This window comes from Arthrobacter sp. TJ-217 (assembly GCF_058269255.1).
In genome coordinates this window covers 156,618-182,404 of record NZ_JBZCNJ010000007.1, presented here as the reverse complement: position 1 = coordinate 182,404, position 25,787 = coordinate 156,618, and the positions used below count along the sequence as shown (strand labels likewise).

Annotated in this window: 22 protein-coding genes; 12 read left to right on the top strand and 10 right to left on the bottom strand. The window is 66.4% G+C overall.

Annotation, left to right across the window (positions count from 1 at the left end; all coding sequences use genetic code 11):
* Positions 1-132 precede the first annotated feature (132 nt).
* Complete coding sequence (locus AC4D2R_RS13750; RefSeq protein WP_490940659.1) at positions 133-1,284, top strand: ParB/RepB/Spo0J family partition protein; 1,152 nt, start codon at positions 133-135, stop codon at positions 1,282-1,284.
* Positions 1,285-3,483: 2,199 nt separating this feature from the next.
* Here the strand turns inward: AC4D2R_RS13750 and trxA are convergent.
* From trxA to AC4D2R_RS13725, 5 genes are all read right to left on the bottom strand, one after another.
* Positions 3,484-3,807 carry a thioredoxin gene (trxA, locus tag AC4D2R_RS13745; protein WP_490903097.1) on the bottom strand — a complete coding sequence of 108 codons (324 nt, stop codon included), beginning with the start codon at positions 3,805-3,807 and terminating at the stop codon, positions 3,484-3,486.
* A gap of 19 nt (positions 3,808-3,826) precedes the next feature.
* Positions 3,827-4,870 (bottom strand): thioredoxin-disulfide reductase, encoded by a 1,044-nt coding sequence (gene trxB / locus AC4D2R_RS13740; protein ID WP_490940581.1) that lies wholly within the window; start codon positions 4,868-4,870, stop codon positions 3,827-3,829.
* 195 nt (positions 4,871-5,065) lie between these two features.
* Complete coding sequence (locus AC4D2R_RS13735) at positions 5,066-6,616, bottom strand: ABC transporter substrate-binding protein (RefSeq protein WP_490940579.1); 1,551 nt, start codon at positions 6,614-6,616, stop codon at positions 5,066-5,068.
* A 90-nt stretch (positions 6,617-6,706) separates the two neighbouring features.
* Positions 6,707-8,446: a murein biosynthesis integral membrane protein MurJ gene (gene murJ / locus AC4D2R_RS13730; protein WP_490940577.1), complete on the bottom strand. Its 1,740-nt coding sequence runs from the start codon at positions 8,444-8,446 to the stop codon at positions 6,707-6,709.
* Positions 8,447-8,518: 72 nt separating this feature from the next.
* Entirely contained in the window at positions 8,519-9,058 is a 540-nt protein-coding gene (locus tag AC4D2R_RS13725) for an NUDIX hydrolase (protein ID WP_490940575.1), read from the bottom strand.
* 148 nt (positions 9,059-9,206) lie between these two features.
* On the opposite strand from AC4D2R_RS13725, the gene AC4D2R_RS13720 reads away from it, so the two are divergent.
* The 6 genes from AC4D2R_RS13720 (at position 9,207) to AC4D2R_RS13695 (ending at position 16,018) form a co-directional block, all read left to right on the top strand.
* Complete coding sequence (locus AC4D2R_RS13720) at positions 9,207-10,652, top strand: CCA tRNA nucleotidyltransferase (protein ID WP_490940573.1); 1,446 nt, start codon at positions 9,207-9,209, stop codon at positions 10,650-10,652.
* Positions 10,649-11,299 (top strand): histidine phosphatase family protein, encoded by a 651-nt coding sequence (locus tag AC4D2R_RS13715; protein WP_490940571.1) that lies wholly within the window; start codon positions 10,649-10,651, stop codon positions 11,297-11,299. Before AC4D2R_RS13720 ends, AC4D2R_RS13715 begins: the two co-directional genes overlap by 4 nt.
* A gap of 485 nt (positions 11,300-11,784) precedes the next feature.
* Complete coding sequence (locus AC4D2R_RS13710) at positions 11,785-12,039, top strand: hypothetical protein (protein WP_490940569.1); 255 nt, start codon at positions 11,785-11,787, stop codon at positions 12,037-12,039.
* 239 nt (positions 12,040-12,278) lie between these two features.
* Positions 12,279-13,526: a D-inositol-3-phosphate glycosyltransferase gene (gene mshA, locus AC4D2R_RS13705; protein WP_490940567.1), complete on the top strand. Its 1,248-nt coding sequence runs from the start codon at positions 12,279-12,281 to the stop codon at positions 13,524-13,526.
* A gap of 25 nt (positions 13,527-13,551) precedes the next feature.
* Positions 13,552-14,316 carry a phosphatase gene (locus tag AC4D2R_RS13700; protein WP_490940566.1) on the top strand — a complete coding sequence of 255 codons (765 nt, stop codon included), beginning with the start codon at positions 13,552-13,554 and terminating at the stop codon, positions 14,314-14,316.
* 31 nt (positions 14,317-14,347) lie between these two features.
* Complete coding sequence (locus AC4D2R_RS13695) at positions 14,348-16,018, top strand: formate--tetrahydrofolate ligase (RefSeq protein ID WP_490940564.1); 1,671 nt, start codon at positions 14,348-14,350, stop codon at positions 16,016-16,018.
* 12 nt (positions 16,019-16,030) lie between these two features.
* Here AC4D2R_RS13695 and AC4D2R_RS13690 read toward each other — a convergent pair whose 3' ends face one another.
* On the bottom strand, positions 16,031-16,507 hold the full coding sequence (locus tag AC4D2R_RS13690; RefSeq protein ID WP_490940562.1) for a DUF2306 domain-containing protein: 477 nt from the start codon (positions 16,505-16,507) through the stop codon (positions 16,031-16,033).
* 96 nt (positions 16,508-16,603) lie between these two features.
* On the opposite strand from AC4D2R_RS13690, the gene AC4D2R_RS13685 reads away from it, so the two are divergent.
* A complete protein-coding gene (locus tag AC4D2R_RS13685) occupies positions 16,604-17,221 on the top strand; it encodes a MerR family transcriptional regulator (RefSeq protein ID WP_490940560.1) in 618 nt (205 codons plus the stop codon).
* On the opposite strand, the gene AC4D2R_RS13680 is transcribed toward AC4D2R_RS13685, so the two are convergent.
* On the bottom strand, positions 17,218-18,303 hold the full coding sequence (locus AC4D2R_RS13680; protein ID WP_490903115.1) for an inositol-3-phosphate synthase: 1,086 nt from the start codon (positions 18,301-18,303) through the stop codon (positions 17,218-17,220). The two genes, AC4D2R_RS13685 and AC4D2R_RS13680, sit on opposite strands and share 4 nt — an antisense overlap.
* A gap of 142 nt (positions 18,304-18,445) precedes the next feature.
* Here AC4D2R_RS13680 and AC4D2R_RS13675 point away from each other — a divergent pair, with 142 nt between their 5' ends.
* From AC4D2R_RS13675 to AC4D2R_RS13665, 3 genes are read left to right on the top strand one after another with little or no spacing between them, the layout of a single operon-like run.
* Entirely contained in the window at positions 18,446-19,927 is a 1,482-nt protein-coding gene (locus AC4D2R_RS13675) for a glycosyltransferase family 87 protein (protein WP_490940558.1), read from the top strand.
* Positions 19,924-21,018 carry a lipid II:glycine glycyltransferase FemX gene (locus AC4D2R_RS13670; RefSeq protein ID WP_490940556.1) on the top strand — a complete coding sequence of 365 codons (1,095 nt, stop codon included), beginning with the start codon at positions 19,924-19,926 and terminating at the stop codon, positions 21,016-21,018. Before AC4D2R_RS13675 ends, AC4D2R_RS13670 begins: the two co-directional genes overlap by 4 nt.
* A gap of 58 nt (positions 21,019-21,076) precedes the next feature.
* Positions 21,077-22,519: a phytoene desaturase family protein gene (locus AC4D2R_RS13665; RefSeq protein ID WP_490940554.1), complete on the top strand. Its 1,443-nt coding sequence runs from the start codon at positions 21,077-21,079 to the stop codon at positions 22,517-22,519.
* On the opposite strand, the gene AC4D2R_RS13660 is transcribed toward AC4D2R_RS13665, so the two are convergent.
* Genes AC4D2R_RS13660 through AC4D2R_RS13650 form a run of 3 tightly spaced genes read right to left on the bottom strand, consistent with a single transcriptional unit; the run spans position 22,512 to position 25,081 of the window.
* On the bottom strand, positions 22,512-23,174 hold the full coding sequence (locus tag AC4D2R_RS13660; protein WP_490940552.1) for a 3-oxoacid CoA-transferase subunit B: 663 nt from the start codon (positions 23,172-23,174) through the stop codon (positions 22,512-22,514). The genes AC4D2R_RS13665 and AC4D2R_RS13660 overlap by 8 nt on opposite strands.
* The gene (locus AC4D2R_RS13655) at positions 23,171-23,869 is read right to left on the bottom strand and encodes a 3-oxoacid CoA-transferase subunit A (protein ID WP_490940550.1); all 699 of its coding nucleotides are present in this window, start codon (positions 23,867-23,869) and stop codon (positions 23,171-23,173) included. Before AC4D2R_RS13655 ends, AC4D2R_RS13660 begins: the two co-directional genes overlap by 4 nt.
* 12 nt (positions 23,870-23,881) lie before the next feature.
* A complete protein-coding gene (locus AC4D2R_RS13650; RefSeq protein WP_490940548.1) occupies positions 23,882-25,081 on the bottom strand; it encodes a thiolase family protein in 1,200 nt (399 codons plus the stop codon).
* A gap of 204 nt (positions 25,082-25,285) precedes the next feature.
* Here AC4D2R_RS13650 and AC4D2R_RS13645 point away from each other — a divergent pair, with 204 nt between their 5' ends.
* Complete coding sequence (locus tag AC4D2R_RS13645) at positions 25,286-25,711, top strand: DUF1810 domain-containing protein (RefSeq protein ID WP_490940546.1); 426 nt, start codon at positions 25,286-25,288, stop codon at positions 25,709-25,711.
* Positions 25,712-25,787: the final 76 nt, after the last annotated feature.

The window sequence follows — 25,787 nt, the reverse complement described above, 5'->3', positions numbered from 1 at the left end:
ACGGAATTCGCGCCGGCCGAGCACAAGGCGCCGGAGACTCGGGTGGGCGCCACCGACGATGTACAGCCCGCGCTGGCGCACAACGTCGGGGGTCAACTACATGCGGTTGGAGCCCGGGGCAATGACAGCGAGATGGCTCCGCCCGCCGCCGCAGCAGCGGCGTCTTCTGCACCGGGAGCCGACAAGCTGAGCGGACAGGCGCCGACTGAGGACATCCGGCCGGGCGGTACGGAGGGTGCGCGCGAGTCCGGTGTTGCCCCTGCCGTCGAAGCTCCCGAAGAGGAGGCGAATCCGTCGAACGCGGGTATCCCGTCGGACGGCAAACGGTCGACGGTCGAAGAATCCGACCCGGGTTCGGATCTCCCTCCGGAAACAGCTGCGCTCGCGCCAGAAACGGCCGCCGTTTCACGTGAACCGGGTCAGGCAACCCCCGCTTCGAACGGCTCCGGAGGCACGGAACTGGTTGAGGTGCCCGGGGCTCGGTTCGCCGAACTGCCCATCGACGCCATCCACGCCAACCGGAAACAGCCACGATCCGTGTTCGACGCGGACGAAATGGCCGAGCTCGTGCACTCGATCCGCGAAATCGGGGTCCTCCAGCCCATTGTCGTCCGCCCCTCCCCTGAAGAAGGGAGTGCGCCTTACGAGCTCGTTATGGGCGAACGGCGTTGGCGCGCAACCCGTGAAGCCGGATTGGCTGCCGTTCCCGCGATAATTCGTTCCACCGCCGACGATGATCTCCTCCGCGACGCGCTTCTCGAGAACCTGCACCGCAGCTCCCTGAATCCGCTCGAAGAGGCAGCAGCGTACCAGCAGCTGCTCGAGGACTTCGGCTGCTCGCACGAGGAGCTTGCGGAGCGCATCGGCCGGTCCAGGCCCCAGATATCCAATACTCTGAGGCTGATGAAGCTCCCACCCCTCGTGCAGCGGCGTGTCGCTGCCGGTGTGCTCTCCGCCGGACATGCACGGGCGCTGTTGGCGCTGTCCGACCCGGCCGAGATTGAAAAGCTGGCGCAGCGCATCGTGGCTGAGGGCCTCTCGGTGCGCTCGACCGAGGAGATCGTCTCGATGAGCGATGGGCTGCGCCGAGCCGCAAAGCCGGCCTCCCCTCGTAATCCTGCGCGGCACGAGCGCCTTGACTACTTGGCGACATCGCTATCCGATCGGTTGGATACCAACGTAAAGATCACCCTGGGCGCGCGGAAGGGCAAGGTCAGCATTGAATTCGCGAGCGTTGACGACCTGAACCGCATCATGTCTGTTCTCTCGCCGGGACAGTCCTAGCTCCCGCTGGGTTTCACGTGAAACGCCGCTGGTTCGCGCTCTGCCCCACCTGAAGTCGGGTCAGCGGACGTTTCAGGTGAAGCAAAGGTGCCCGGGTACGTAGGCCTGAGGACCAGGACAAGTCGGTGTTTCACGTGAAACGGACCGGGCCGCTTGTCCACCTCAGCCGCCGAGCGCTCCGTGGGGGGTTAGAGCGGGAATAGACACCCTCAGACGGCACGCCCAGCCGTCCGCGGCGGTCCATTCCCGGAGCGCCTGCGCGCGGGGGCGCGGCTAGCGGATCCCTGGTCGCACCTCGATTCGCCAACCAAGGGAGGCACCGCTCCCTGTGTATGCCACCGCCTGCAGCAGGCACTTTTCACCGCCGTACTGGAACGATTCGAAACCATCAAGGCGAGACTGGCCGTCGACCTGCAGGACAACGTGCTGACGTGTGTTTCACGTGAAACTCGTCGGGGCGGATTGGACCGCGATGTGCGGATATGTGGGGCTGGGGCATGGTCCGCGCTCCCACATCGCCCTGCCCTTTGGTTTCGCGGCTCGGATGACGGGCATCCGCGTTGGGGGCTCCTAGGCGCAACCACTCCAAGGGAAGCAGCCTGTATCTCGGGATGGCCCGCTGATCGCTGTATCCCGGGGGCGGATTGGCTCCTGCGTCCCTAGCGGGCAGTACTGCCGAAGAAGACCTGCGGGAGCCGCGGGAACGGTCGGCTTGCCGCGCGTATCGGGAAGCTTGGGAGGCCCCGTGCCTTCTCCTAGTCCCTTCCCGGCCGATGCAATGCTCGTTCTCTCGAGGGGGACAGCCGCTGCCACGGTCGTCTGCCGAAGGTGCCCACTGCTATTGCACCGATTCTTCCCACCTCGGATGAGCGTTCGTGTGGCGCCGCCGACCGTTTCACGTGAAACAGGGTCCGGCGCGCAGTCCTAGCATCCACGGGCACCAAATGGGCGTTTAGTGGATCAGACAAAGGTTTCACGTGAAACGTCCGAGGGTGCATTGCGCGGCCTTGCCCGGACAGCGGTTCACCGCATACTGCCATCAGATGGGTCGGACGCCCGGAGTTGGAAAGCCTGGGGGCCTTGGCCGCCCATGCCGGTCCGGATAGGCGCCGAGCCGCATCACAAGGACCTACTGTGGTGGTGGGGAATGTCGTGCACGATTCGTGCGCGCTGCCGGGGAATGCGTTCACGAAAGCGGTACGTGGATCACTGCCAGGAGGGCGGGCGCGCAACGGCCTTAGCTACCTGTAGGCGTTTAGATGTTTGTGCTTCCGGCTTGTTCCGATCCGCTCATCGCCTTCTCATTGCGTGTTGGAGCACGACATCGTGGACGTGACGAGGCCGACCCGAGCAGGCCTGCTGTTTCACGTGAAACGACGTGCAACCGGTCCTCCCGTCCATCGATTCTCTACGAGCGCGACTACGACCTCCAAGCTCGTGCGATTCACAGGACGGTGTGAGTGGCTGGGGCAAAGAGGAGGCACGCACTGCATGGCACAGCACCTCGAACCGTCCTTGACACTTTGAGGTGCTGCGCGAGATCCGGAACCGGAAGCAGCAGGCTTCGGTGTCGCTACCGGGCGTCGACCGGAACCCGCGGCCGGCACGCCCCGCCCCGTTGTTGGCCGGATAGCACTCCTGCCGCGGTCATTTCGAGACGGTCACCGTTTGCATAGGACGCACTGGTGTCGACGAAGAAGGTCGGTGTTGGCATCAGTCTTGCGGGCGCTTCCTGCCAAGTCGTCCGGCGGTGCGGCGCCCTGCCGTCAGGCCGGGATCGCCCCTGCGTCAGAGGTTCCAGCAGGCGTATGGCGGTCATTCGCGATCCTGGGCGGTCTGAACCCGGCGCCCTCCCCAACCGCGCCTCAGGCGGTCGTTCAGGGACGTTTGAGGATCGCGTTAGCGGACCGTTCGTTACGACCTTGGGACGGGTAGTCCGCTCACCTGCCTATCCGCGGCACTCCTGTGTCGTCAGGGCAGACGGGATTGTTCCAGCCGACGGCCGGCACCTCCCGGAGGGTTGCTTACAATCTGTGAGCGCATCGCTGCGTTTCACGTGGAACCGGGTGTACCTTGTGCGGGCCGCCGGCTCGCCGCCCCATACGGAGTAGGTGACATTCAGCCCCTTCTCAACAGAAAGGCCGGCCCTCCAGAGGAGGACCGGCCTTTGCTACCTGGGAACGTGTCCCGCGGCGGGTGCTACTTGATGAACTCGGCGAACTCCTGCTCGAGGACGTGCTTCGGCTTGGCTCCGATTGAAGTCGCCGCGACCTCTCCGCCCTTGAAGACGTATACGGCAGGAATGGAGGTGATTCCGTACTTGGCGGCGATAGCCGGGTTGTCGTCGACGTTGAGCTTTACGACGTCGATCTTCTCGGCGTGCTCGCTGGCGATCGAGTCGAGGATGGGTGAAAGCATCCGACAGGGGCCACACCACTCGGCCCAGAAATCAACCATAACCGGTTTGGTTGCCTGAAGGACATCGGCTTCGAAGGAAGCGTCGCTTACATTTTTCGCACTCATAGGTTCTCCTCTATTGGAATTAGACTGAAGCTTTTTCGGAAACGGCTTCTGCCGGAGGCGTGGGCACTGTTGCAGCAGTTGAGGCGACCCCAAGGTCTGCGAGGTAGTGCTCAACATCCATTGCGGCCACTGTGCCCGAGCCGGCGGCGGTGATTGCCTGACGGTAAGTAGGGTCGATTACGTCGCCTGCAGCAAAGACGCCCGGCAGCGAGGTCTTGGAGGTGCGCCCCGCGACGGCAATCGTGCCCTCGGGGGTCAGCGTGAGCTGATCCTTGACCAGCTCGATCCTGGGGTCGTTTCCAATCGCGACGAAGAGGCCGGTGATGTCGAGGTCCTGGGTGGACCCATCGACGGTGCTCTTCAGCTGGAGCCCGGAAACCTTGTCCTGGCCATGGATTCCCGTGACTTCGAAGTTCCACATCAAGCGGATCTTTTCGTGTGCCAGGGCGCGGTCCTGCATGATCTTGGAGGCACGCAGGGTGTCGCGGCGGTGGACCACCGTGACGCTTCGGGCAAACTTGGTCAGGAACAGGGCCTCTTCGAGGGCGGAGTCGCCGCCGCCGACGACGGCGATGTCCTGGTTCCCGAAGAAGAATCCGTCGCAGGTGGCACACCAGCTGACTCCGCGGCCCGAGAGCCGCTCCTCATCCGCGATCCCCAGCTTGCGGTAGGCGGAGCCGGTGGAAATGATCACCGAGCGTGCGAGGAAGGTTTCCCCGGTCGCGATGACCACCTTCTTAATGTCTCCGGTCAATTCAACAGACACCACGTCTTCGAACAGGATCTCCGTGCCGAAGCGGGCTGCCTGCTTCTCGAAGTTCTCCATCAGTTCGGGGCCCATGATTCCCTCGGGGAATCCCGGATAGTTCTCGACCTCGGTCGTATTCATCAGCTCCCCGCCTGCGGTAACAGAGCTGGCGATGAGCAGGGGCTTCAGGTTGGCCCGTGCAGTGTAGATCGCCGCTGTGTAACCGGACGGGCCAGACCCGACGATAATGACATCGTGGACCTTCTCTCCGGCCACGTTTCCGTCTACCGATGCGGTTTGCGTTTGATTTGTCACGTTTTCAGTGAACCTTCCTGTCTGGGTGCGCACGGGCTGCCGGTAGGCATGGGGCACCGCGAGCTTCTATTCCAACCGAACATGGGCACAGCTTATTCCGCGAACCTCCCCAGGGAGGAGTCCGCGACGCACAACAGGGGTGATCTCCGGCAGCCGCAGGTCGGGCTTGACCGTTCGGTCGAGCGTTATTCCCCGCTAGGAGACCGCGATCTCGGCGATCCGCAGGCCCCAAGGGAACTGAGCCTGAATGTTCGAGAGGCGCGGTAGCTGGGTGAAGTTGACAATCACGTACCGTGCGGTGGCCGGCCCCTCGGCGCCATCGGGGACGGGGATGGTGACCGATGGTGCTGTGAACCCGCTCTGGGCGATCTGTTCGGCGCCCTCGAGCGTCGGTTCGTCGTTGAGCAGCAGGGCGAAGCTTCCCCCGGTCCCGTTCAACTGGTCGATCTTCACCTCGGAGATCGTCGACTCTTCCTCGAGCTCCACCACAAGCGCCAGGTTCGGGGCGAGGCCACCGAAAGCGTCGTTTGCGTAAACGTAGCTTCCCCAGAATGTCGCGGGGTTTCCATCGATGATCAATGGGAGGCTTGGATCATTCGGAGCATCCAGTTCCTGGTTTCCGGGTACAAGGCGCGTGACTCCGGTGGCGACCGGGGGAACCTTTGTGGGCTCCGGTGCCTCGGTCGCGCTTGGCGCCTCCGTTGGCGCCGCCTGGCCGGCGTCCTGGGTTGCTTCTGCGGAGGGTGAATCAGCGGCAACCGGGTTGCGGAGGCTGCCGAGCTGTGTCGCGGCGAGGACGACGGCGGTGATCAGGAGGACGCCGAGTACCAGACCGACCAGCACCCGGGTGTACTTCCGGTGGCCTTCCCGTGGCTCGTCGTAATCTTCGTTCCCGTAGTCGACGTCGTCGCCACCCTGCGCGGCTTCGTAGTCCACCGTGTCGCCGTTGGTGCGTGCGGCAGCAGGGAAGCGGGTGGCAGTGCGTGCCGACGATGCCGACGCGGCGGAGGCACCTGCACCTGCAGCTGCTGCACCTGCCGCCAGCCCGACGGCTGCTCCGCCGCGCTGACCGGAGGGTGAGGTGCTCGATTCCTCGTCGAGGCGGGTCACCTTGGCATTGCCGGGCCAGCTGCCCTTTTCAGGGGCTGAGGAGGCGGGCGGCGTGCGGGGAGGGGGCGGGACGCTCCGCGACTGCTGAGAGACCTGCTGGACGCCGGTGATCTGCTGCCCGGCAGTATCGGGGACAACGGCCCCTGCGGTGGCTGCGCCGGAACGGCCGAACTTCCGCGACATGTTCGAGAACCGGGAACGGCGCTCGGGGCGGTGCTCCTCGTCGAAGTGATCGTCATTGTCGAAGCTCTCCGGCTCCGTGGAGCGGGCAACACCAAAAATTTCCGACCCAAGCGTATCGGTGAAGAAAGGCTCAATGTACGGGGCGTCCTGCTGGACGATGAGGTCCAGCAGATCGGGGGCCGAGGCGCGGTTCGTCACCAGGTACGTCCCGCCGTCGGTGATCCCCAGATCGAGCACCTGGATGTTTCCCGGGCGCTCACCCGTTGCCACCTCGCGCGCGCTAGCGGCCACCTGGCCGGCGTTCGCTGGGGATGCCACAAGGATACTGACCGGACGGTTGAGTACCTGATCAATACCGTCAAGCACAAGGTCCTTGTCAGCAGATGCCAGCACATAGCCGGTGACCTTGTATCGGCCTCCTAGTACTGAACCGACGTCTACTGCTTCTGGCACGTGTTCCTCCCGCGGAATGCTGGCTGATTTTTACCCATGCTACCGGTCGGCCCGTGGAACCCCGGGTTTTACGTTGACTTCTCTGGATTACTACCCGGAGCGGCGAAACCGCCCGAGCAGCGGGGCAAGGAACTCACTCAGCTCCGTCACCTTCAGCACCTTCAGCGCGCCCAGGTAGATGGGGAGCATCACTGCACCCCCAATTACCAGGACCAGCGCGGCGTGGCCGACGGATTGCCAGACGAAACCATCAGGGTCGTAGCCGCCGAAAAGCCACAGCACCACGGACCCCCCGACGGCGGAGGCGATGCCGGCCAGCGTCAGGCGCACATGCACATCGAAGATATGCCCGGCGCCGTATGGACCGAACTTCCGGACAAGGAACCAGTGGCTGACCGCCACTGCGACGGCGTTGCCGACCGAGTAGGCGACCGCCAGCATCGGGACGATGAGCTCCGGCATGAACGTGCCCGCAGCAAGCGCGAGGCCGACCCCGAGGACTGAAAGCACCAGCTGGATCTTGAGCGGGCTGACGACGTCCTCACTCGCGTAAAAGACCCTGTTGAGGAAGAAGTTGGCGCTCAGGAATGGTGCGCCAAGCGCCAGGATCGAGATGATGACGGCGTTGATGGCGCCGCTTTGGGCGGATCCGCCACTGAAAAGCATGCCCAGCGGGCCGGCCAGGGTGAGCAGGGCGGCGGCCCCGAAGACTGTTGCAACGCCGATGGTCCTCAGCCCGCGGGAAAGGGTTTCCTTCAGTGCTGCGAAATCGTTGTCGGCGTGGGCGGCGGCAAGCTGGTTGAACATCACCGTGGCCAGGGAGACGGCGATCACCGAGTGGGGAAGGACGTACACCAGCGACCCGACCTCAAGGTTCGCCAGACCGGCAATGGGCTGCGGCGGGGTGCGTTGGAGGTATGCCTCCCGCGCCTCGGTGGCGATCGTCGCAACCCACTGGTTGACCAGGTAGAGGCCGTTGCCGATCAGCATCGTGATGATGGTGATCGAGGCCAGTTTGCCTGTCTGTGCGAAGCCCACCCCCCGCCACCCGAAGCGGGGCGTCAGCCCGAGGCCGAGCCTCCGGAGGGGAATGATCAGCACGAGCGCCTGGGCGACGATGCCGAGGGTCGTCCCCCCTGCCAGGAGGAGGGTGTGGGACAACGTCCAGGACTCGGGGGTGTGGCTGACCGCGTGCTCGGTGCCCATGAGCACTATAAAGGCAATGAGGAACCCGATGGAGATGATGTTGTTCACCACGGGCGCCCACATATAGGGCCCGAACGACCCGTTCGCGTTAAGGACCTGGCCGATGATGGCGTAGAGCCCGTAGAAGAAAATCTGGGGCAGGCACCAGTAGGCGAAGGTCGTTACAAGGGCGAGGCGGTCCCCGGACACATTGCTGACCAGATCCGCGATGAAGGGCGCGCCCAGCGTGGCGAGCACGGTGAGAACGGCGAGGGCACAGACCGCCAGCGTCAACAGCCTGCTGATGTAGTCGGCGCCGCGGTCCTCATTGCGGCTCGCCCGGATGATCTGTGGGACGAGCACTGCGTTGAAGACCCCGCCGGCAATCATCAGGTAGATGAAGTTCGGAAGGTTGTTCGCAGCAGGAAAGAGGTCCGAGACCTGCCCGAGGGTGCCGATTGCCGTAGCGAGCAGCGCCACCCGGATCAGGCCGAGCAGCCGCGAGACAAGGGTGCCGGCGGCCATGATCGCGCTTGAGCGGGCGGTAGTGTCCGCCGCGGGTCCGGAACGCTCGGTGTCCGGGTCCGCCGGTCCTGACGCCTCGGGTGCCGCGGCAGCGCCGGGCCGGGATCTGGCTGGTGTCACACCGGTGTCCTGGAGGGGAATTGAAGCTGTGTTTGTTTCCGACATCGAGAACTATCGTCTCACTTCAAAGAGTTAGGGGCGTTCCAGGTAGTCGGGAAGGACCTCGCGGGCGAGGTCCGCGATGCGACGCTCGTTGGGGAAGGAGAGGCGCCGGCCCAGCTCGTTGAGCGGCACCCACGCCACGTCAACGGCCTCATGGTCCGGGTCGTTCTCAATCGTCAGGTTGCCGCCGGTGGCAAGCAGCAGGAAGTGGTGGACGGTCTTATGTACCCGGTGTCCGCTGACAGTGAACCAGTAGTCGATGCTGCCAAGGGCCGTGACGACGTTGCCCTTGATTCCCGTTTCCTCTTCGATTTCCCGGACCGCGGCCTGCTCGCTGTCTTCCTCATTCTCGGGGTGCCCCTTTGGAAGACACCACTCGAGGCGTCCGCCACGGTTCAGGCGGGCGATGATCGCCACGTTCAGGGACCCGGAAGAGGCGTCGACCACGATTCCACCCGCCGAGACTTCCTCCACCGTGGGCAGCTGATGGTGCGGCGCAGGCGTGCCCGCACTACCCATTGACACAGTCAACGGGGTGCGTTTGGGTGCACTTGGAACGGGTCGGTCCATGCAGTCCACTCTAACGATCTTTCAGCACCCACAATGACGGCGCCCGTCGCGCCCGCGCGCGTCGCGACGCCGCTGCCGCCGCCCACAAGACAGATTTGGGCTGGCCGGAAGTGGAGTTTGGGCCTGCGTCTGGCACCCTTAAAGAACTATGGTGCACCCGTTGGAGAATTCGACCCTGACCGCCCCCCTGCCCGCGGTGGTAACCGACCTGGGGGAGCTTTTCAGCGGAGCCGGCTATGAACTGTCCCTCGTTGGAGGTCCGGTCCGCGACCTGTTCCTCGGCAGGATCTCGCCCGACCTCGACTTCACAACCAACGCCGACCCCGACCAGACCCTCGCCGTCGTGCGTCGGTGGGCGGACGCCTACTGGGAGATCGGACGCGCCTTCGGAACGATCGGCCTGCGCAAGGGTGAGCACCAAATTGAAATTACGACCTACCGCGCCGAAGCCTACGACCCTGACTCCCGCAAGCCGACGGTGGCGTTCGGCACAAGCCTTGAAGAAGACCTGTTCCGGCGTGACTTCTCGATCAACGCGATGGCCCTGCGGCTTCCCTCGCTGGAGCTTGTGGACCCCTCCGGAGGCGTGAAAGACCTCCACGCGGGGCTGCTGCGCACCCCCGGCGCCCCGTCGTCGTCATTCTCCGATGACCCGCTGCGCATGATGCGCGCCGCACGGTTCGCTTCCCAGCTCGGCGTGAGGGTGGCCCCCGAAGTTGCGGCGGCGATGTCGGACATGGCCGAGCGGATCAGCATCATTTCCGCCGAGCGGGTGCGCGATGAACTGGTGAAGCTCATCAACGGCGCCGAGCCTGCCCGGGGAATCGATCTGCTTGTCGAAACCGGCCTCGCCGACCATGTCCTGCCCGAGGTTGCCGCACTGCGCCTTGAGGTCGACGAGCACCACCGCCACAAGGACGTCTACCAGCATTCGCTCAAGGTCCTTGAACAGGCCTGCGGCCTCGAGACCGATGCTGAGGGTCCCGTTCCCAGACCGGACTTCGTGCTGCGGTTCGCGGCGCTGATGCACGACGTCGGGAAGCCCGCCACCCGCCGGTTCGAGACGAACGGCGTGGTTAGCTTCCGCCACCACGATGCCGTCGGGGCGAAACTGACGGCCAAGCGCATGCGCACCCTGCGCTTCGACAACGACACCGTCAAGGCCGTGTCACGGCTGGTCGAGCTCCACATGCGCTTCTACGGCTACGGCGAGGCCGGCTGGACGGATTCCGCGGTACGGCGGTACGTCAACGACGCCGGGCCGCTGCTCGAGCGCCTCCACCGGCTGACGCGCTCGGACGTCACGACGAGGAATCGGCGCAAGGCCGAGCGGCTTGCCTTTGCCTACGACGACCTCGAGGACCGGATCGCGGTCCTCGCGGAGCAGGAGGAACTGGCTGCCATCCGCCCGGACCTCGACGGGCAGGAGATCATGGACCTGCTTGGCATCCGTCCCGGACCGGTGGTTGGACGTGCATACCGGTATCTTTTGGAGGAACGCATGGAAAACGGCCCTCTTGGCGCCGGGGCCGCCGAAGCAAGGCTGCGGCTGTGGTGGTCGCAGCAGCCCGAATCCCAGGAGGACCCAGCATGAGCCCGCTCACAGGTGCAGCAAGCCCGGATCTCACCGCCGCCGGCACACCGCTGCCGCGGTTGTGGCTCCTCCGGCATGGGGAGACGGAATGGTCGAGGGACGGCAACTACACCGGACTGACCGACATTCCGCTGACCTCCGGCGGCGAGGACCAGGCCAGGGAGGCAAGCCGCCACCTGAAGGGGATTGATTTCGACCTGGTGATGACTTCGCCCCTCCAGCGGGCCCGGCGGACTGCTGAACTTGCCGGATTCCCCGAGGCCGAGGTGGTGCCTCATGCCCACGAGTGGGACTACGGAGACAACGAGGGCAGGAACAGCGCCCAGGTGCGCCGGGAAAACCCCGACTACCTGATCTGGAACGACGGGGCGCCCAACGGGGAGTCGCTGGCACAGGTCGCAGAGCGGGCGGACCGCATCATCGCCCGCGTCCAGGCAGGCTGCGGGACACCGGCGGACCCGGACCCCACGGCTCGGCCGGTCCAGAACGCGCTGCTCGTGGCTCATGGGCATTTCCTTCGGGTCGTCGCAGCACGCTGGCTGGAATTCCAGGCCCTTGAGGGGCGGCGCTTCGTGCTCGGCACGGCGGCCGTGTGTGCGCTCGGCTGGGACAAACGGACCCCGGCGATTGTGTACTGGAACCTGTAAACCTGATTCCCCGATTTTTTTCCGACTAATTTCGTTAAAGCACTATGCGGGCGGCACCGCGGTGCTGTAGTTTTTATTCCGTAGTTCTTGAACGTTCCGAATGGGCAACGGCCCGCGGATGCAGACTGCCGTATCTATTGTTGTACGACCGGACAGGAGGTGGGATTGTGTATATCACTCTGAGCGGCATCATGGCCGGAGGCGTCCTTCCCGCCGTCGCCGTCCGCCCGCGCCTCAGCGCTTAGCCGACGGCCCCGGGGCGATGCCCCGCCGCTGAACCCTCCCGCCGTGCTTTCGGATGAGCCGGCCTCCGGTTTACCCGCCTTATTCCTTTTATGGCATTCGTCGCATCTCGACGAAATAGCTCCCATTCTGCGTTCCGAAAGATAGTCATGCCCAATTCCCAGCCCCTTGCTGATTCTTTTCCGGTGAAATCACCGGATCCTTTTGATAAACCACCTCAAAGCCCCTGCGGGGAATTCCTTATGGCGGGGTCACTAAGCCGTCCGGCGCCATCGGCGGATGCTCCGGCCATCGGGGAGGACAACCGGCCCCCGAATCCCGAGGACCGCCCCGGGGCGGTGCCGGGGTTCCACCGGCGGAAGGAGGTCCGGTCGCTGCTTTTCCGGATGCGGACCGGCATCTCCGTCTGGCACCGGGTCCGGACCCAGCGCGTCGACGAGGCATGGGATGGAGCGCAACGCTTCGTCCTCCCGCAGCACACCATGTACATCAAGTGACTGGTTCATCCACGTTGCCTCCGCCTCGCCGACCGCTGACTCGGGCCGGTTCAGGTCCGGCCCAGGGAGCCCGCGCCGCCGCACGGTGCGGGCTCCCTGCATAAGCGGCATCGGGCACTCGCCGCGTCCCGCGCTGTGCTCCTGGCACCCACGCGGAATGGGACACCGCCTCCCGGCGTTATATGGTTTCAAGCGGATTGAGCGCACTGCCTGTGCCGATCGCGGGGAGAGGAGATGGCATGCCCCCGGTAAGACGCGTGGCAATGTTGTCCCTGCATACCTCGCCGTTGACCCAGCCGGGGGCCGGTGACGCCGGGGGAATGAACGTCTACGTCCGCTCTGTTGCCCTGCAGTTGGCCGAGGTCGGCGTTGAGGTGGAGATCTTCACCCGTGAGGCGGGCGAGGGTCGCCCCGAGCGTGAACACATTGCAGACGGCGTGAGCGTTCACCACCTGAAGGCCGGGCCCAGCCGGCGAATCCCCAAGGAAGCCCTCCCAGGGCTTGCGGGCAATTTTGCCAGCGCCATGACCGAGGTGGCGGGCCTCCTCGCCGATGGGCACTTCGATGTCCTCCATTCCCACTACTGGGTTTCGGGAGCCGTGGGCCTGACGGTGGGCCGCAACCTCAACCTTCCGCTCGTACACTCGATGCACACCATGGCGAAGGTAAAAAACCTTCATATGAAGAGCCTCGGCACGCCGGAGCCCCTCGTGCGGGTGCGGGGCGAGCAGGCTGTCGTCGACGGCGCTGCGCGGCTGATCGCCAACACCACAACTGAGGCGTCGGAACTCGAGTCGCTTTACGGGGCGTCCCCGGACCGGATCGACGTCGTCGCCCCCGGCGTGGACCTGGAAATCTTCAACTCCGCCGCACGCGGCCGCTCGCGGGAACTGCTCGCCTTCCCCCCAGGGGCCTTCCACGTGGTCTTCGCTGGGCGCATCCAGAAACTCAAGGGCCCGCAGGTGCTCGTGGCCGCCGTGCGCGACCTCGCCGCCCGCAGGCCGGACATTCCCCTGGTGGTGAGCATTTTGGGCTCCGGCAGCGGCTCGGAAGCGCTGCAGCTCCAACCGATGATCGATGAGGCATGCCTTCACGACACCGTGCGGCTCTACCCGCCCGTGTCGGCGGTGCAGTTGGCCCACTGGTTCCGCTCCGCCGACGTGGTTGCCATGCCTTCCTTCAGCGAATCCTTCGGCCTCGTCGCCCTCGAGGCCCAGGCCTGCGGCACACCTGTCCTCGCCGCCAGGGTGGGCGGCCTGCCCAAGGCCGTGAGCGACGGTCGGACCGGCCTTCTCCTTGAAGGGCACTCGGCACGGGAATGGTCGGGAGCGCTCGAGAGACTCTTCGATGACCGGGGGCTGAGGGAATCCCTCGGCCGGGCAGCGGCGGTGCACGCCCTTGCCTTCGGCTGGCAGCGCACGGCGCTGCTCACGGCGCAGTCCTACCGGAGCGCGATCGAGCATTTCGAGACGGCGTCAGTGAGGTGAGCCGCGGCGCCCCTAGGATGGGACGGTGGATTCTTTCGAGCTCGCCCAATACCTCAACGACGTCCGGATCACCGGCGAAGTAGCCACCCCGCGTCAGGACAACCTGCGCCACATGCGCCTGTTCCTCGAGGGCAACGAGCACCTCGAGTTCGGGGTGCGCACCACCCGGGAGTGGACCTTCGACGAGGTTTTCGACCTGATGCATGAACGGGTCGGAACGAGCGCGGACCGCGAACACACCGTCGGCCAGGACACAATCGATGCCGCGAAGTGCGTGGCAGCCCTCGACCGGTTCGCCGACCGCCTTGGCCAGGCGGTCGAGGCGAAGGAAAGCATCCTTTTCGCCACCGGCCACCCCGCCGGCCTCCTTCCCGTGCATGCCGCGCTCGCTGCCGCGGCGGAACGGTCCGGAGCCCACGTGGTGCAGCTGCCCGGAGGCGCCCGCTTCCGGGAAGGAGACATCCGCCAGGTGTGCTCGGTGCTTGCCTGGCACCAGCACGGAGGGCTCATGCACACCCACTTCCCCGAGCCGATGCGCCTGAGCCTGGCCCAGCTTGAGGCGAGCGGCGCCGCGGCCCCCGACCTGGTTGTCGCCGACCACGGGTGGGCCGGCCATGCGGCAAGCGTGGGGATCCCGGCCCTGGGCTTCGCCGACTGCAATGACCCGGGCCTGTTCATCTCCGAGGCCGAAGGGCAGCTCGAGGTAGCCGTTCCCCTCGACGACAACGTACAGCCGGGCCTCTACGCGCCGATGACGCAGTACATCCTTGAGAACGCCGGGCTTTCCTGAGGTTCGACCCGGCGGCTGATACGTTGACCCTATGAGCGATCTGGAGATTGCGAGAAACGCCGCGATCCGCCCCATAGAGGAAATAGCCGACGCCGCAGGGGTGCCACGCAGCGCCCTTGAACCCTACGGCCGGTACAAGGCGAAGATCGATCCCGCCCGGCTGGGCCCAGGGTCCGGCCGCACCCCCGGGCGGGTGGTGCTCGTCAGCGCAATGAGCCCCACGCCGGCCGGCGAGGGGAAGTCGACGTGCACCGTCGGCCTCGCCGACTCGCTGGCGCGTGCCGGACAGCGGGTGATGATCGCGCTGCGCGAGCCCTCCCTCGGTCCGGTTCTGGGAAGCAAGGGCGGAGCGACCGGCGGCGGGTATTCACAGGTCCTGCCGATGGATGAAATCAACCTCCACTTCACCGGGGACTTTCATGCCATCACCTCGGCGAACAACGCGCTCGCGGCGCTGATCGACAATTCGATTCACCAGGGAAACCCCCTCAACCTTGATCCGCGCAGGATCACCCTGCGCCGGGTGCTCGACATGAACGACAGGGCCCTCCGGGACGTCGTCATCGGTCTGGGCGGACCGGCCGAGGGCACCCCCCGGCAGGACGGCTTCGACATCACCGTCGCCTCGGAGGTCATGGCCGTATTCTGCCTCGCCACCGACATCGCCGACCTCAAGGACCGCCTCTCGCGCATCACCTTCGGTTACACCTACGACCGGCGCCCCGTCACCGTCGGTGAGCTGGGAGCCGAGGGAGTGCTCACCCTGCTCCTCAAGGACGCAATCAAGCCGAACCTCGTGCAGACCATCGCGGGCACCCCCGCCCTGATCCACGGCGGCCCCTTCGCCAACATCGCGCATGGCTGCAACTCCGTCATCGCTACGCAGACGGCACGGAACCTTGCCGACATCGTCGTCACCGAGGCGGGATTCGGCGCCGACCTTGGCGCCGAGAAATTCATGGACATCAAGGCGCGCGTCGCCGACGTCGCCCCCGCCGCCGTCGTGATCGTCGCGACGATCCGCGCGCTCAAGATGCACGGCGGTGTCGCCAAGGACAATCTCAGCTCGCCCGACACCGCCGCCCTGGCGGCGGGCAGCGCAAACCTGCTGCGCCACGTGCGGAACGTCGAGAAGTTCGGCATCTCGCCCGTCGTCGCCATCAACCGGTTCGGAACGGACAGCCAGGACGAGCTCGACTGGTTGATGCAATGGTGCGCCTCGGAGGGGATCGACGCCGCGGTCGCCGACGTGTGGGGTGCCGGAGGGGGCGGTCCAGGCGGGGACAACCTTGCTGCGGCCGTCCTTGCCGCACTGGACCGGAAGACCGATTTCCAGCACCTGTACGAGCTTGACCTGCCGGTTGAAGAGAAGATCCGCGTCATCGTCCGGGAGGTGTACGGGGCGGCAGGCGTCGATTTCTCCGTCCCGGCGCTGCGCCGCCTCGCCGAGATCGAGGCGAACGGGTGGGGCGACCTCCCGGTCTGCATGGCGAAGACCCAGTATTCCTTCTCCGACGATGCGGCGAAGCTCGGCGCGCCGAGCGGGTTCACGGTGCATGTGCGCGACCTCATTCCCAAGACGGGGGCCGGTTTCATCGTCGCGTTGACCGGAGCCATCATGACGATGCCGGGCCTGCCCCGGGAGCCGGCGGCACTGCGCATGGACGTCGACGCAGGCGGCAACGCCGTCGGTCTCTTCTGAGCCTGCCCGCGCTCAGCGCCGCTGCACGCTGAGTGTGCGCGTCCTGCCGGGCCGGACCGACAGATACGCCGCGGCCACGGCGCATCCGGCCAGGACGACGGCTGCGGCGGCGGTTCCCGGGTCGGACACGAGCAGCCGGGGAATCAGCCGCCCGGGAACCGCTGCCGCGAAAACGAAGGCGATGAGGATGCCGAGGTAGCTGCCCACCATATTGAACCGGTGTGCCGTCATGTTGCGGCGGAGGGCGGCAACGACGCCGAGGGTCACCGTGACGAGGGTGAAGGCGGAAAGCCCGTGCAGCCAGGTGAAGTGCCCCTCGGACACTATCCAGAAACTGCTCAGGCACACGTAGTACATGCCGGCGACCCAGGTGCCGCCGAGGATCCGATGCGTGCGGTCGCGGCGCGGCCGAAAGATGTTGACCGGTCCCAGCAGCAGCACATAGAGCGCAGCAAGAGCGTGACTGGCAATGAGCGGATTCCATTCCATGCCGATAGGATAGTTCCACTATCCTTGCGTGTATATCAGGATAGTCCGGGGCTTTTCCGCTATCCCGGCAGGCCGCACCGCAGCAGGGAGGCATCATTGCAGCTCAGTGAACTCAGCAGCGCTTCGGGGGTCAGCGCGGCGAGCATCAAGTTCTACCTGCGCACCGGGCTGCTCCAGCCCGGGGAGCGGGTCCGTCCGACCCTTGCCAGCTATGACGAGCGGCATCTTGTGCGGCTGCGGCTGATCCAGGGCCTGCGCCGCGTCGTGGGCCTTGGCCTTGACGAGATCGCGGTCATCGTCGCGGCAGCGGACGCCTCGGACGGCTCACCCGAGCACACCCTGAACCTGCTGGGCACGGTCCAGTCGATAGTGCTCGGCCTCCGGGGCCCGGAGGTGCGTTCCGCCACCGGTGATGCGGTGCTTGCCGAACGGGGCTGGCCCGACGAGCCAAGCGACGCGCGCAACGCGTTCAACGCCCACCTCGCGGCGATGTCCGCGGCCGGCGTGACGGTCAGTCCGGAAACCCTTCGGACCTATGCCGCGGCGGTCGACGCCGTCGCGGAACTCGACCTGGCGGCGACCGACGCGAAGTCATCGCTCGACGAGCAGATCCTCACCGCCGCCGTCGGAATGCACATGCACGGCCAGCTGCTCCTGAAGCTGCTGGCACTGGCGCAGGCCAGCCATGCATTCCGACGCTACGGCGGCGGCTAGGCGTCGAGGTCGCCGCGGATGAACGCCTCGACCTTCTCGTGGGCGATATCGTCGGCGAACTGCACCGGCGGGGACTTCATGAAGTAGCTCGATGCCGAGAGGATCGGTCCGCCGATGCCGCGGTCCATCGCGATCTTCGCAGCCCGGATCGCGTCGATGATGACACCGGCCGAGTTCGGTGAATCCCAGACCTCGAGCTTGTATTCAAGCGAGACCGGCGCATCGCCGAAGTTGCGGCCTTCGAGCCGGACGAACGCCCACTTACGGTCATCGAGCCAGGCGACGTAGTCGGAGGGGCCGATGTGGACGTCGTCGGCATGAAGTTCAGCCTTGACGTTGGAGGTGACGGCCTGGGTCTTCGAGATCTTCTTCGACTCCAGGCGGTCCCGCTCAAGCATGTTCTTGAAGTCCATGTTGCCGCCGACATTGAGCTGGTACGTGCGGTCGAGCGTGACCCCGCGGTCCTCGAACAGCTTGGCCATGACGCGGTGGGTGATCGTGGCACCGATCTGGCTCTTGATGTCATCCCCGACAATCGGAACACCGGCGGCCGTGAACTTGTCGGCCCACTCCTTGGTGCCGGCGATGAACACGGGCAGGGCGTTCACGAAGGCGACACCGGCATCGATGGCGCACTGGGCGTAGTACTTCGCGGCGTGCTCCGAGCCGACGGGGAGGTAGCAGACGAGCACGTCGGCCTTGGTCGCCTTGAGCTGGCCGACGATGTCGACGGGCTCTTCGTCGGATTCGACGATTGTCTCGCGGTAGTACTTGCCCAGGCCGTCGAGGGTGTGTCCGCGCTGGACGATCACGCCGGTCGGCGGGACGTCGGCGATCTTAATTGTGTTGTTCTCGCTGGCCCCGATCGCCTCGGCGAGATCGTGCCCCACCTTCTTGCCGTCGACGTCGAAGGCGGCGACGAACTTGACGTCGCTGACGTGGTACTTGCCGAACTCGACGTGCATCAGGCCGGGGATCTTCCCCGAAGGGTCGGCATCCCGGTAATAGTGCACGCCCTGGACCAGGGATGCGGCACAATTGCCGACGCCGATAATTGCGACCCGGATAGGGTTAGTTCCCACAGTTCTCCTCAAAAGCCTGATGAAGTTGGTCGGCCCGGCCAGACCTGCGTTCGAAGTCCCGGGCAGAGAGTTCCCAGTCTACGTCCATTCCGGCGTGCGGGCCTGAAGTTCTCCGCCCCGGGGCCGGGCTAGGCTCTCCCTCATGGCACTGCGAAGCAACCGGCCGGCACCGGCCCGCATCAGTGTACCCACGCGCAGCGACCCGCTGCTCGCCGGGCTCGTTGAGGGCGTCGGCGGTCCGCTGGGGCGCCGGAGCGCCCCCGGCGTCGTCGCGCCGGGGTTCTTCACCGTGCACAGGGTGCTCATCATCCTCACCACGATTGCGGCGTTGGTCTCGGTGCTTGCCAAAAACCCCTGCCGTGTCAATGGGTGGTCCGCCCCGGCCCACTTCGCGATGGCGTGCTACTCGGACTGGCCCGAACTGTTCCAGAGCCGCGGCTTTGCCGACGGCGCACTGCCGCTGTTGCCGGACGGAGCGCCCTTCGAGTACCCGGTGCTCCTCGGGCTGCTCGCGGCGCTCACGGCACTCCTGGTGCCCGGCGGGCCCGGCGACGACGCCACTGTGCGTGCGGTGCAGTACTTCGACATCAACGCGGTCCTCGTCGCGGGAGTCTGGATCCTCACCGTCAGCGCCACAATGCGGGCAGCGCATCGCCGCCCCTGGGACGCCGCGATGGTGGCGTTGGCGCCGGGCATCATCCTCGCCGGAACAATCAACTGGGACATGTGGGCTGTGATGCTCGCCGCCTTCGGCATGCTTGCCTTCGCCCGCCACCGCCCCGTGCTGGCAGGGGTGCTGCTCGGGCTGGGAGCGGCCGTGAAGGTGTACCCGGTCCTGATCTTCGGAGCCATCCTCCTGCTCGCCCTGCGCACCGGCCGGCTCCGCCCCGCGGCCCTGGCCGGTGCGGCCCTCGCCGTGAGCTGGAGCGCCGTGAACCTCCCGTTCCTGCTCCTCGATTACCCCGCCTGGAGCTACTTCCTTTGGTTCACAGGAGACAGGCCGGCGGGATTCTCCTCGGTGTGGTTCGCCTACAACGCCCTCGCCGAGCGGGCAGGTCTGGCCGAGGCGTCGGCTGGATTCATCAACCAGGCGGCGTTTGTCCTCTTCGCGCTGGCGTGTGCCGCAATCGCCGTTCTGGCCCTTGCCGCGCCCCGCAGACCCCGGATCGCCCAACTCGCCCTCCTGATCGTGGCGGCCTTCCTCCTGACCAATAAGGTCTACTCGCCGCAGTACATGCTGTGGCTCGTACCGCTGGTGGCGCTCGCCCTTCCCCGATGGCGGGTCTTCCTTGCGTGGCAGCTCGTTGAGGCCCTCCACTGGTGGGCGGTGTGGATGTACCTCGCACGGATCACCGGCGGCGGGGAGCAGACGGGAGTGCCCGGGTACTACCTCCTCTCCATCGCCGCTCATATGCTCGCCGTTGCATATATTTGCTACCGCGTTGTTTGGGAGATCCTGCATCCCGAGATGGACAAGGTGCGGCAGTTGGGAGGCGACGACCCGCAGGGAGGCCCGTTCGACGGAGCCCGGGACCGCCGGCGCCGGCGCAGCCGCCGGCCGCGGGGCAGGGTACCTCGGGTACGCTTGGGCGAGGCCGGCCGACAAGTGAAAGAACCTCAGTGAGCGCAGCTTTATACTCCTCCAAAAAATTAACCCGAGCAGAATTCGACACACTCGCGGAGGCGCATCCCCACGCCGCAATTTCGCTTGAGCAGACCTTTGAGTGGGCGGACTTCGAGGCCTCCCAAGGCCGCAGCCACCACGGCTCATGGGCGTATTACGACGATGGAATATTAGTCGCCGTCGCGAGCTACCTCGAGAGCGCCCGCCGCTTCCGGCGGTCGCTGGTGGTGGTGAACGGCCCGGCGTGGTTTGTTGAGCGGACTCCTGCGGCCGAGGGGCGGCTCCTGCGCACCGTCCAGGCCCAGTTCTCCAGTGACCCCGCCATGGATCCGCTGTTTGTCCGGATGCAGGTGCACACTCCGCAGCCCCCGGCCACCGGTCCGCTTGAACACGGGTGGTACGAGCGGGAGATCGTCGTCGACCTCACCCCCGACGAAGGCGCGATCCTTCGCAGCTTCAGGCCCAACGCGCGCAACAGCATCCGCAGGGCCCAGAAGGTCGGCGTCACCGTTCAAAGCATTCCGCGCGAGGAATGGGTTGAGGTGTTCCGCCGGGATCTGTTCCCGATCATGGAGGAGACGGCGGAACGCGATAACTTCTCCACCTTCGGTGCCGGCTACTACGAGGGGCTGCTGGAGCGCCTCGGGGACCGCCTGCGGCTCCTTGTCGCATACATTGACGAGCGGCCGGTGAGCTGGCTGATCACCACCGAGTACCGCGGCCACTCCGTTTACTACTTTGCGGGCAGCACGCGGGAGGCGCGCACCACCTTCGCTCCCTATCTGCTCCTGTGGGAGGCCTTCAGGGAATTGAAGGCAGCGGGGAACCGCTCGTGTGGGCTCACCGGAATTGTGAGTGAGAACTACCCCCAGCTCGCCAACGTGACAACCTTCAAGCGGAACTTCTCCAAGAACGTCGTTGTGGTTCCCACCACCTACGACATCCCGACAAAACCTCTCCGGTATCGGGCCGTTGCCGCAGCGCTGGCGGGCCGCAAAGCCCTGCCGGCCCGCGTTGCACGGCTTCGGAACCTGACGGCCCGGCTGCGCGGGAAAACGGTCGGGAGCCCGGCTGAGGCGGGCAAAGGCTGAGGCTCCCACCCGGGACTCATGGATGCGCCAAGCGCAGTTGATTGGGAAGGTGTAGCCGATGGCCGAGGTCGAGATTGTAGGGTCGGGCCCCAACGGGCTGGCCGCTGCGGTGGTCATGGCCCGGGCGGGCCTCCAGGTCCGGGTGCACGAGGCCGCAGCCACGATCGGCGGCGGCACCCGGACCATTGAACTGATCGAGCCGGGCCACCTTCACGACGCATGCTCCGCCGTCCACCCCATGGCGGCTGCGTCGGAGTTCTTCCGGGCGTTCGAACTCGACCGGCGGGTGGAGTTCGCCGTGCCCGACATTTCCTACGCGCATCCCCTGGATGGTGCCCGGGCCGGCGTCGCCCACCGCAGCCTTGAACGGACCGTCGAAGGGCTCGGCGTTGACGGCCCGGCCTACCGCCGGCTGATGCAGCCCCTCGTTCAGCGGCAGGACGAAATCCTCTCGCTGACGCTCAACCACCTCCTGCGCGTTCCCCGGCATCCCGCGGCTGCTGCGAGGTTCGCGCTCTCGGTCCTCGATCAAGGTTCGCCCATGTGGAGCCGCAGGTTCCGCACGGAGGAGGCCGCAGCGATGATGACGGGGGTGATGGCGCACCCGGTCGGGCCCCTTCCATCGCTCAGCAGTGCCGGAGCCGGCCTGACGCTCGGCCTGCTGGCCCATACTGTGGGCTGGCCGATCCCGGTGGGCGGATCCCAGTCGATTGCCGACGCGCTGGCGCGGGACCTCCAGGCCCACGGCGGGCGGATCGAGCTGGGCAGCCGGATCGAATCGCTGGACGAGCTGTCCGGCGCGGGGACCATCCTGCTCGATGTGGCGCCGCCTGCTTTCGTCCGCATGGCAGGGGGGCGGCTCCCGCCGGCCTATAGGCGCGCGCTGGGCCGGTTCCGGTTCGGCAACGCGGCATGCAAGGTGGACTTCGTCCTCTCCGGTCCGGTGCCCTGGAGCAACCCCGACGTTGCCCGTGCCGGAACCGTTCACCTTGGCGGGACGCGGGCGGAAATCGCCGCGGGGGAGGCGGCGGTCAACTCCGGACGCCATCCGGAGAGCCCGTACGTGCTTGTGTCGCAGCCGTCGGTGTTCGACCCCACCCGCGCACCCAGGGACCGGCAGGTCCTCTGGACCTACTGCCACGTTCCCAACGGGTCGGAAAAAGACATGACGGAGGCCGTCACCGCCCAGATCGAACGCTTCGCCCCGGGCTTCCGCGATGTCATCGTCGGCTCAAGCGCAACGACGGCGGCCCGGCTGGAGGCGTACAACGCCAACTACGTGGGCGGAGACTTTGGTGCGGGAGCCGTGACAATCGGACAGGTGGTTGCGCGGCCGGTGCTTTCGCGCCGGCCGTGGGCAACACCGCTTCCCGGGGTCTACCTGTGCTCGCAGTCGACGCCGCCCGGCCCCGGCGTCCACGGCATGGCCGGACTCCATGCCGCAGCGGCCGCGCTGCAGGGCGGGTACGGGCTTAAGGTGCCCTACCTGGGCCTCAGCTAGGCGCACCGGTCAGCGGCAGGGCCGGAAGGAGTTCGACGTCCATGCGGTGCTGCAGGTCCTGGAGTGTCGTACCGAAGGTCTCCTGCACCCGGACCCCGCCCCCGGAGAGCAGAAAGACGGCGTCGTTGGTGTAGACGCGGGTCACGCACCCGATGCCGGTGAGGGGATAGGTGCATTCCGGCACGAGCTTTGAGGCCCCGTCCTTGGCAAACAGGTTCATCATCACATAGACCTCCTTTGCCCCCGAGGCGAGGTCCATCGCGCCCCCGACGGCGGGAATGGCATCGGGTGCACCGGTGTGCCAGTTCGCGAGGTCGCCGGAGGCGGAGACCTGGAAGGCACCCAGCACGCACACGTCGAGGTGCCCGCCGCGCATCATCGCGAACGAGTCCGCGTGGTGGAAGTACGAGGCGCCCGGCAGCTCGGTCACCGGGATCTTTCCTGCATTGATCAGGTCAGGGTCGACGTCGGCGCCGTGCGCCTGGGGTCCCATGCCCAGCATGCCGTTTTCGGTATGGAGCGTGATGTTCTGGGCGGGCGTGAGGTAGTCGGCAACAAGCGTCGGCTGCCCGATGCCCAGGTTCACGAAGGATCCAGGGGAGATGTCGGCGGCGATCCTGCGGGCAAGGTCGTCGCGGTTCAGTCTGGTGGTCACGCGCTGAGGTCCTGTCCATTGGAGGTTTCGGCCGGGCCCGGAACCTCGACCACTGTGGTGACGTAGATGCCGGGCGTCACGATGCTTTCCGGGTCCAGACGGCCGGTCTCCACGACCTTCGCCACCTGCGCCACGGTGCGCCGGGCCGCCGTGGCCATGACCGGGCCGAAATTCCTGCTCGTCTTCCGGTAGACCAGATTGCCGGCGCGGTCGGAGGCCAGCGCCTTGATGAGCGCAACCTCGGCCCGGATCGGTGCTTCGAGCACGTGCCCGCGTCCGTCGATCATCCGCGTTTCCTTCCCTTCCGCGAGAACCGTCCCGTACCCGGTGGGAGTGAAGAATCCTCCGATGCCGGCCCCGCCGGCCCGGATGCGTTCAGCCAGGGTTCCCTGCGGAACGAGTTCGAGTTCAATCTCCCCGGAGCGGTAGGCGGCGTCGAAGTGCCAGGAGTCGCTCTGGCGCGGGAAGGAGCAGATGATCCTGCGCACCCGCCGCTCCTTGATCAGCAACGCCAGGCCGGCGTCGGCCTGCCCGGCGTTGTTGTTGACCACGGTCAGGCCGCTGGCCCCGCACCGCAGCAGCGCATCGATCAGCTCCATCGGCTGGCCGGCGTTTCCGAAGCCTCCGATGAGGACCGTGTCTCCGTCGCGGACTCCCGCAACCGCGTCGTCGACGGTACTGGCAAATGCTGGCACGTTTCTGTCCTCCTAGGCTTTCGTGTTTTCGAGGACGACGGCGAGGCCCTGACCCACTCCGATGCAGATGGCCGCCACTCCCCAGCGTTGCCCGCCTGCCTCGAGGCGGCGGGCGAGCGTGCCGAGGATGCGCAGCCCCGAGGCGCCCAGCGGGTGCCCGATCGCCACCGCCCCGCCCCAGGCATTGACGATGTCCGGGTCGATGCCCCAGGCGTCGATGCAGGCCAGCGACTGGGCGGCGAACGCCTCATTGAGCTCCACCGCACCCACGTCCGACCAGCTGATTCCTGCTCGCTTCAGCGCCTGGTGCGCCGCCTCCACCGGCGCGAACCCGAAAAACTGCGGGTCGAGGGCTGACGCGCCGCGCCCGGCGATGCGTGCCAGCGGGTCCAGGCCCAGTTCCCGGCCGGCGGATCCGCTTCCGAGCAGGGCGGCCGAGGCGCCGTCGTTGAGCGGTGAGGCGTTGCCCGCCGTGACGGTTCCGCTCCGGGGCCCGCCGGCGCGGCGGAAGACGGTCGGCAGTCCGGCGAGAACCTCGGCGGTGCTCCCGGGCCTGATGCTTTCATCGCGCGTCAGACCTGTGCCGGGCACGGCCACCACAAGATCCGAGTACCTGCCCTGGTCCCATGCCGCACCGGCCAGCCGGTGCGAGGCCGCAGCGAATTCGTCCTGGCGCTCCCGGGAGATGCCGTGGCGTTCGCGCAGCTGCTCGGTGGCCTCCCCGAGGCTCACGGTCCACTCGCTGGGCATGTCCGGATTAACCAGCCGCCAGCCCAGGGTGGTCGAGGAAAGGGCCATGTCTCCGGCGGGGTACGGCTTCTCCGTCTTCGGCAGCACCCACGGGGCGCGGCTCATCGACTCCACTCCTCCGACGAGGACAATGTCGGCGTCACCGGTCTGGATCGAGCGCGACGCAATCATCGCGGCGTCAAGGCTCGACCCGCACAACCGGTTCACCGTGGTGCCGGGGATCGAGGTCGGCAGGCCCGCAAGCAGTGTGGCCATGCGTGCCACGTTGCGGTTGTCCTCGCCGGCGCCGTTCGCATTGCCGAAAACCACTTCATCGATCCGCGCGGGGTCCAGCGCGGGGGCGCGGCCGACCACCGTCTTGACGACCCCAGCGGCGAGGTCATCAGGGCGCACGCCGGCCAGTGCTCCGCCGAACTTGCCGAAGGGAGTCCGGACGGCATCGTAAAGGAATGCTTCGTGCATTTTTCGGTTTCTCCTCAGATGACGACGGGGAACCCGGCCGCCCGGGAGGCTGCCAGCCATTCTGCGTGTTCAACATACGAACAGAAGTTCATATCCTGAACACTAGTGGGAGGGTTTGGGCGGGTCAACCCCCGCCCGGGTTGCGCCGGTACTGCCGCCGTACTAAGAACAAAGGAAACAGCCGCCCCTATCCCGGGAGGACCCGTGGAGGATCCTTACGATCTCGAGCGCTTCGTCCGCGCCCAGGACGCCGGCGGCACCTATGCCGGCGCCGTGGAGGAGCTCCGGCGGGGCCAGAAGCGCAGCCACTGGATGTGGTTCGTCTTTCCGCAGATCGCGGGCCTGGGAAGAAGCGAGACAGCGCGCAGGTATGCGCTTTCCTCGCTTCAGGAGGCGCAGGCGTATCTTTCCCACCCCGTGCTCGGCCCGCGGCTTCACCAATGCGCCGCCCTGGTCGCCGGTCATCCGGGCAGGAGCGCCCGGGACATCCTTGGGAACATCGATGCGCAGAAGCTTCACTCATCTGCCACCCTCTTCCACCGGGCCGCGCCCCAGGAGGAGGCCTTCGGCCGCATCCTCGACGTGTTTTTCGACGGCGTCCCCGATCCCGCCACTGAACTGCGCATCTAGGCGCGCCCGCTGCAGAAGGCAGTGCCGCCGTGCCCCGTGGTCCCGGAAAAACCCCGCCGGTTCGGCCCGGGCTCCG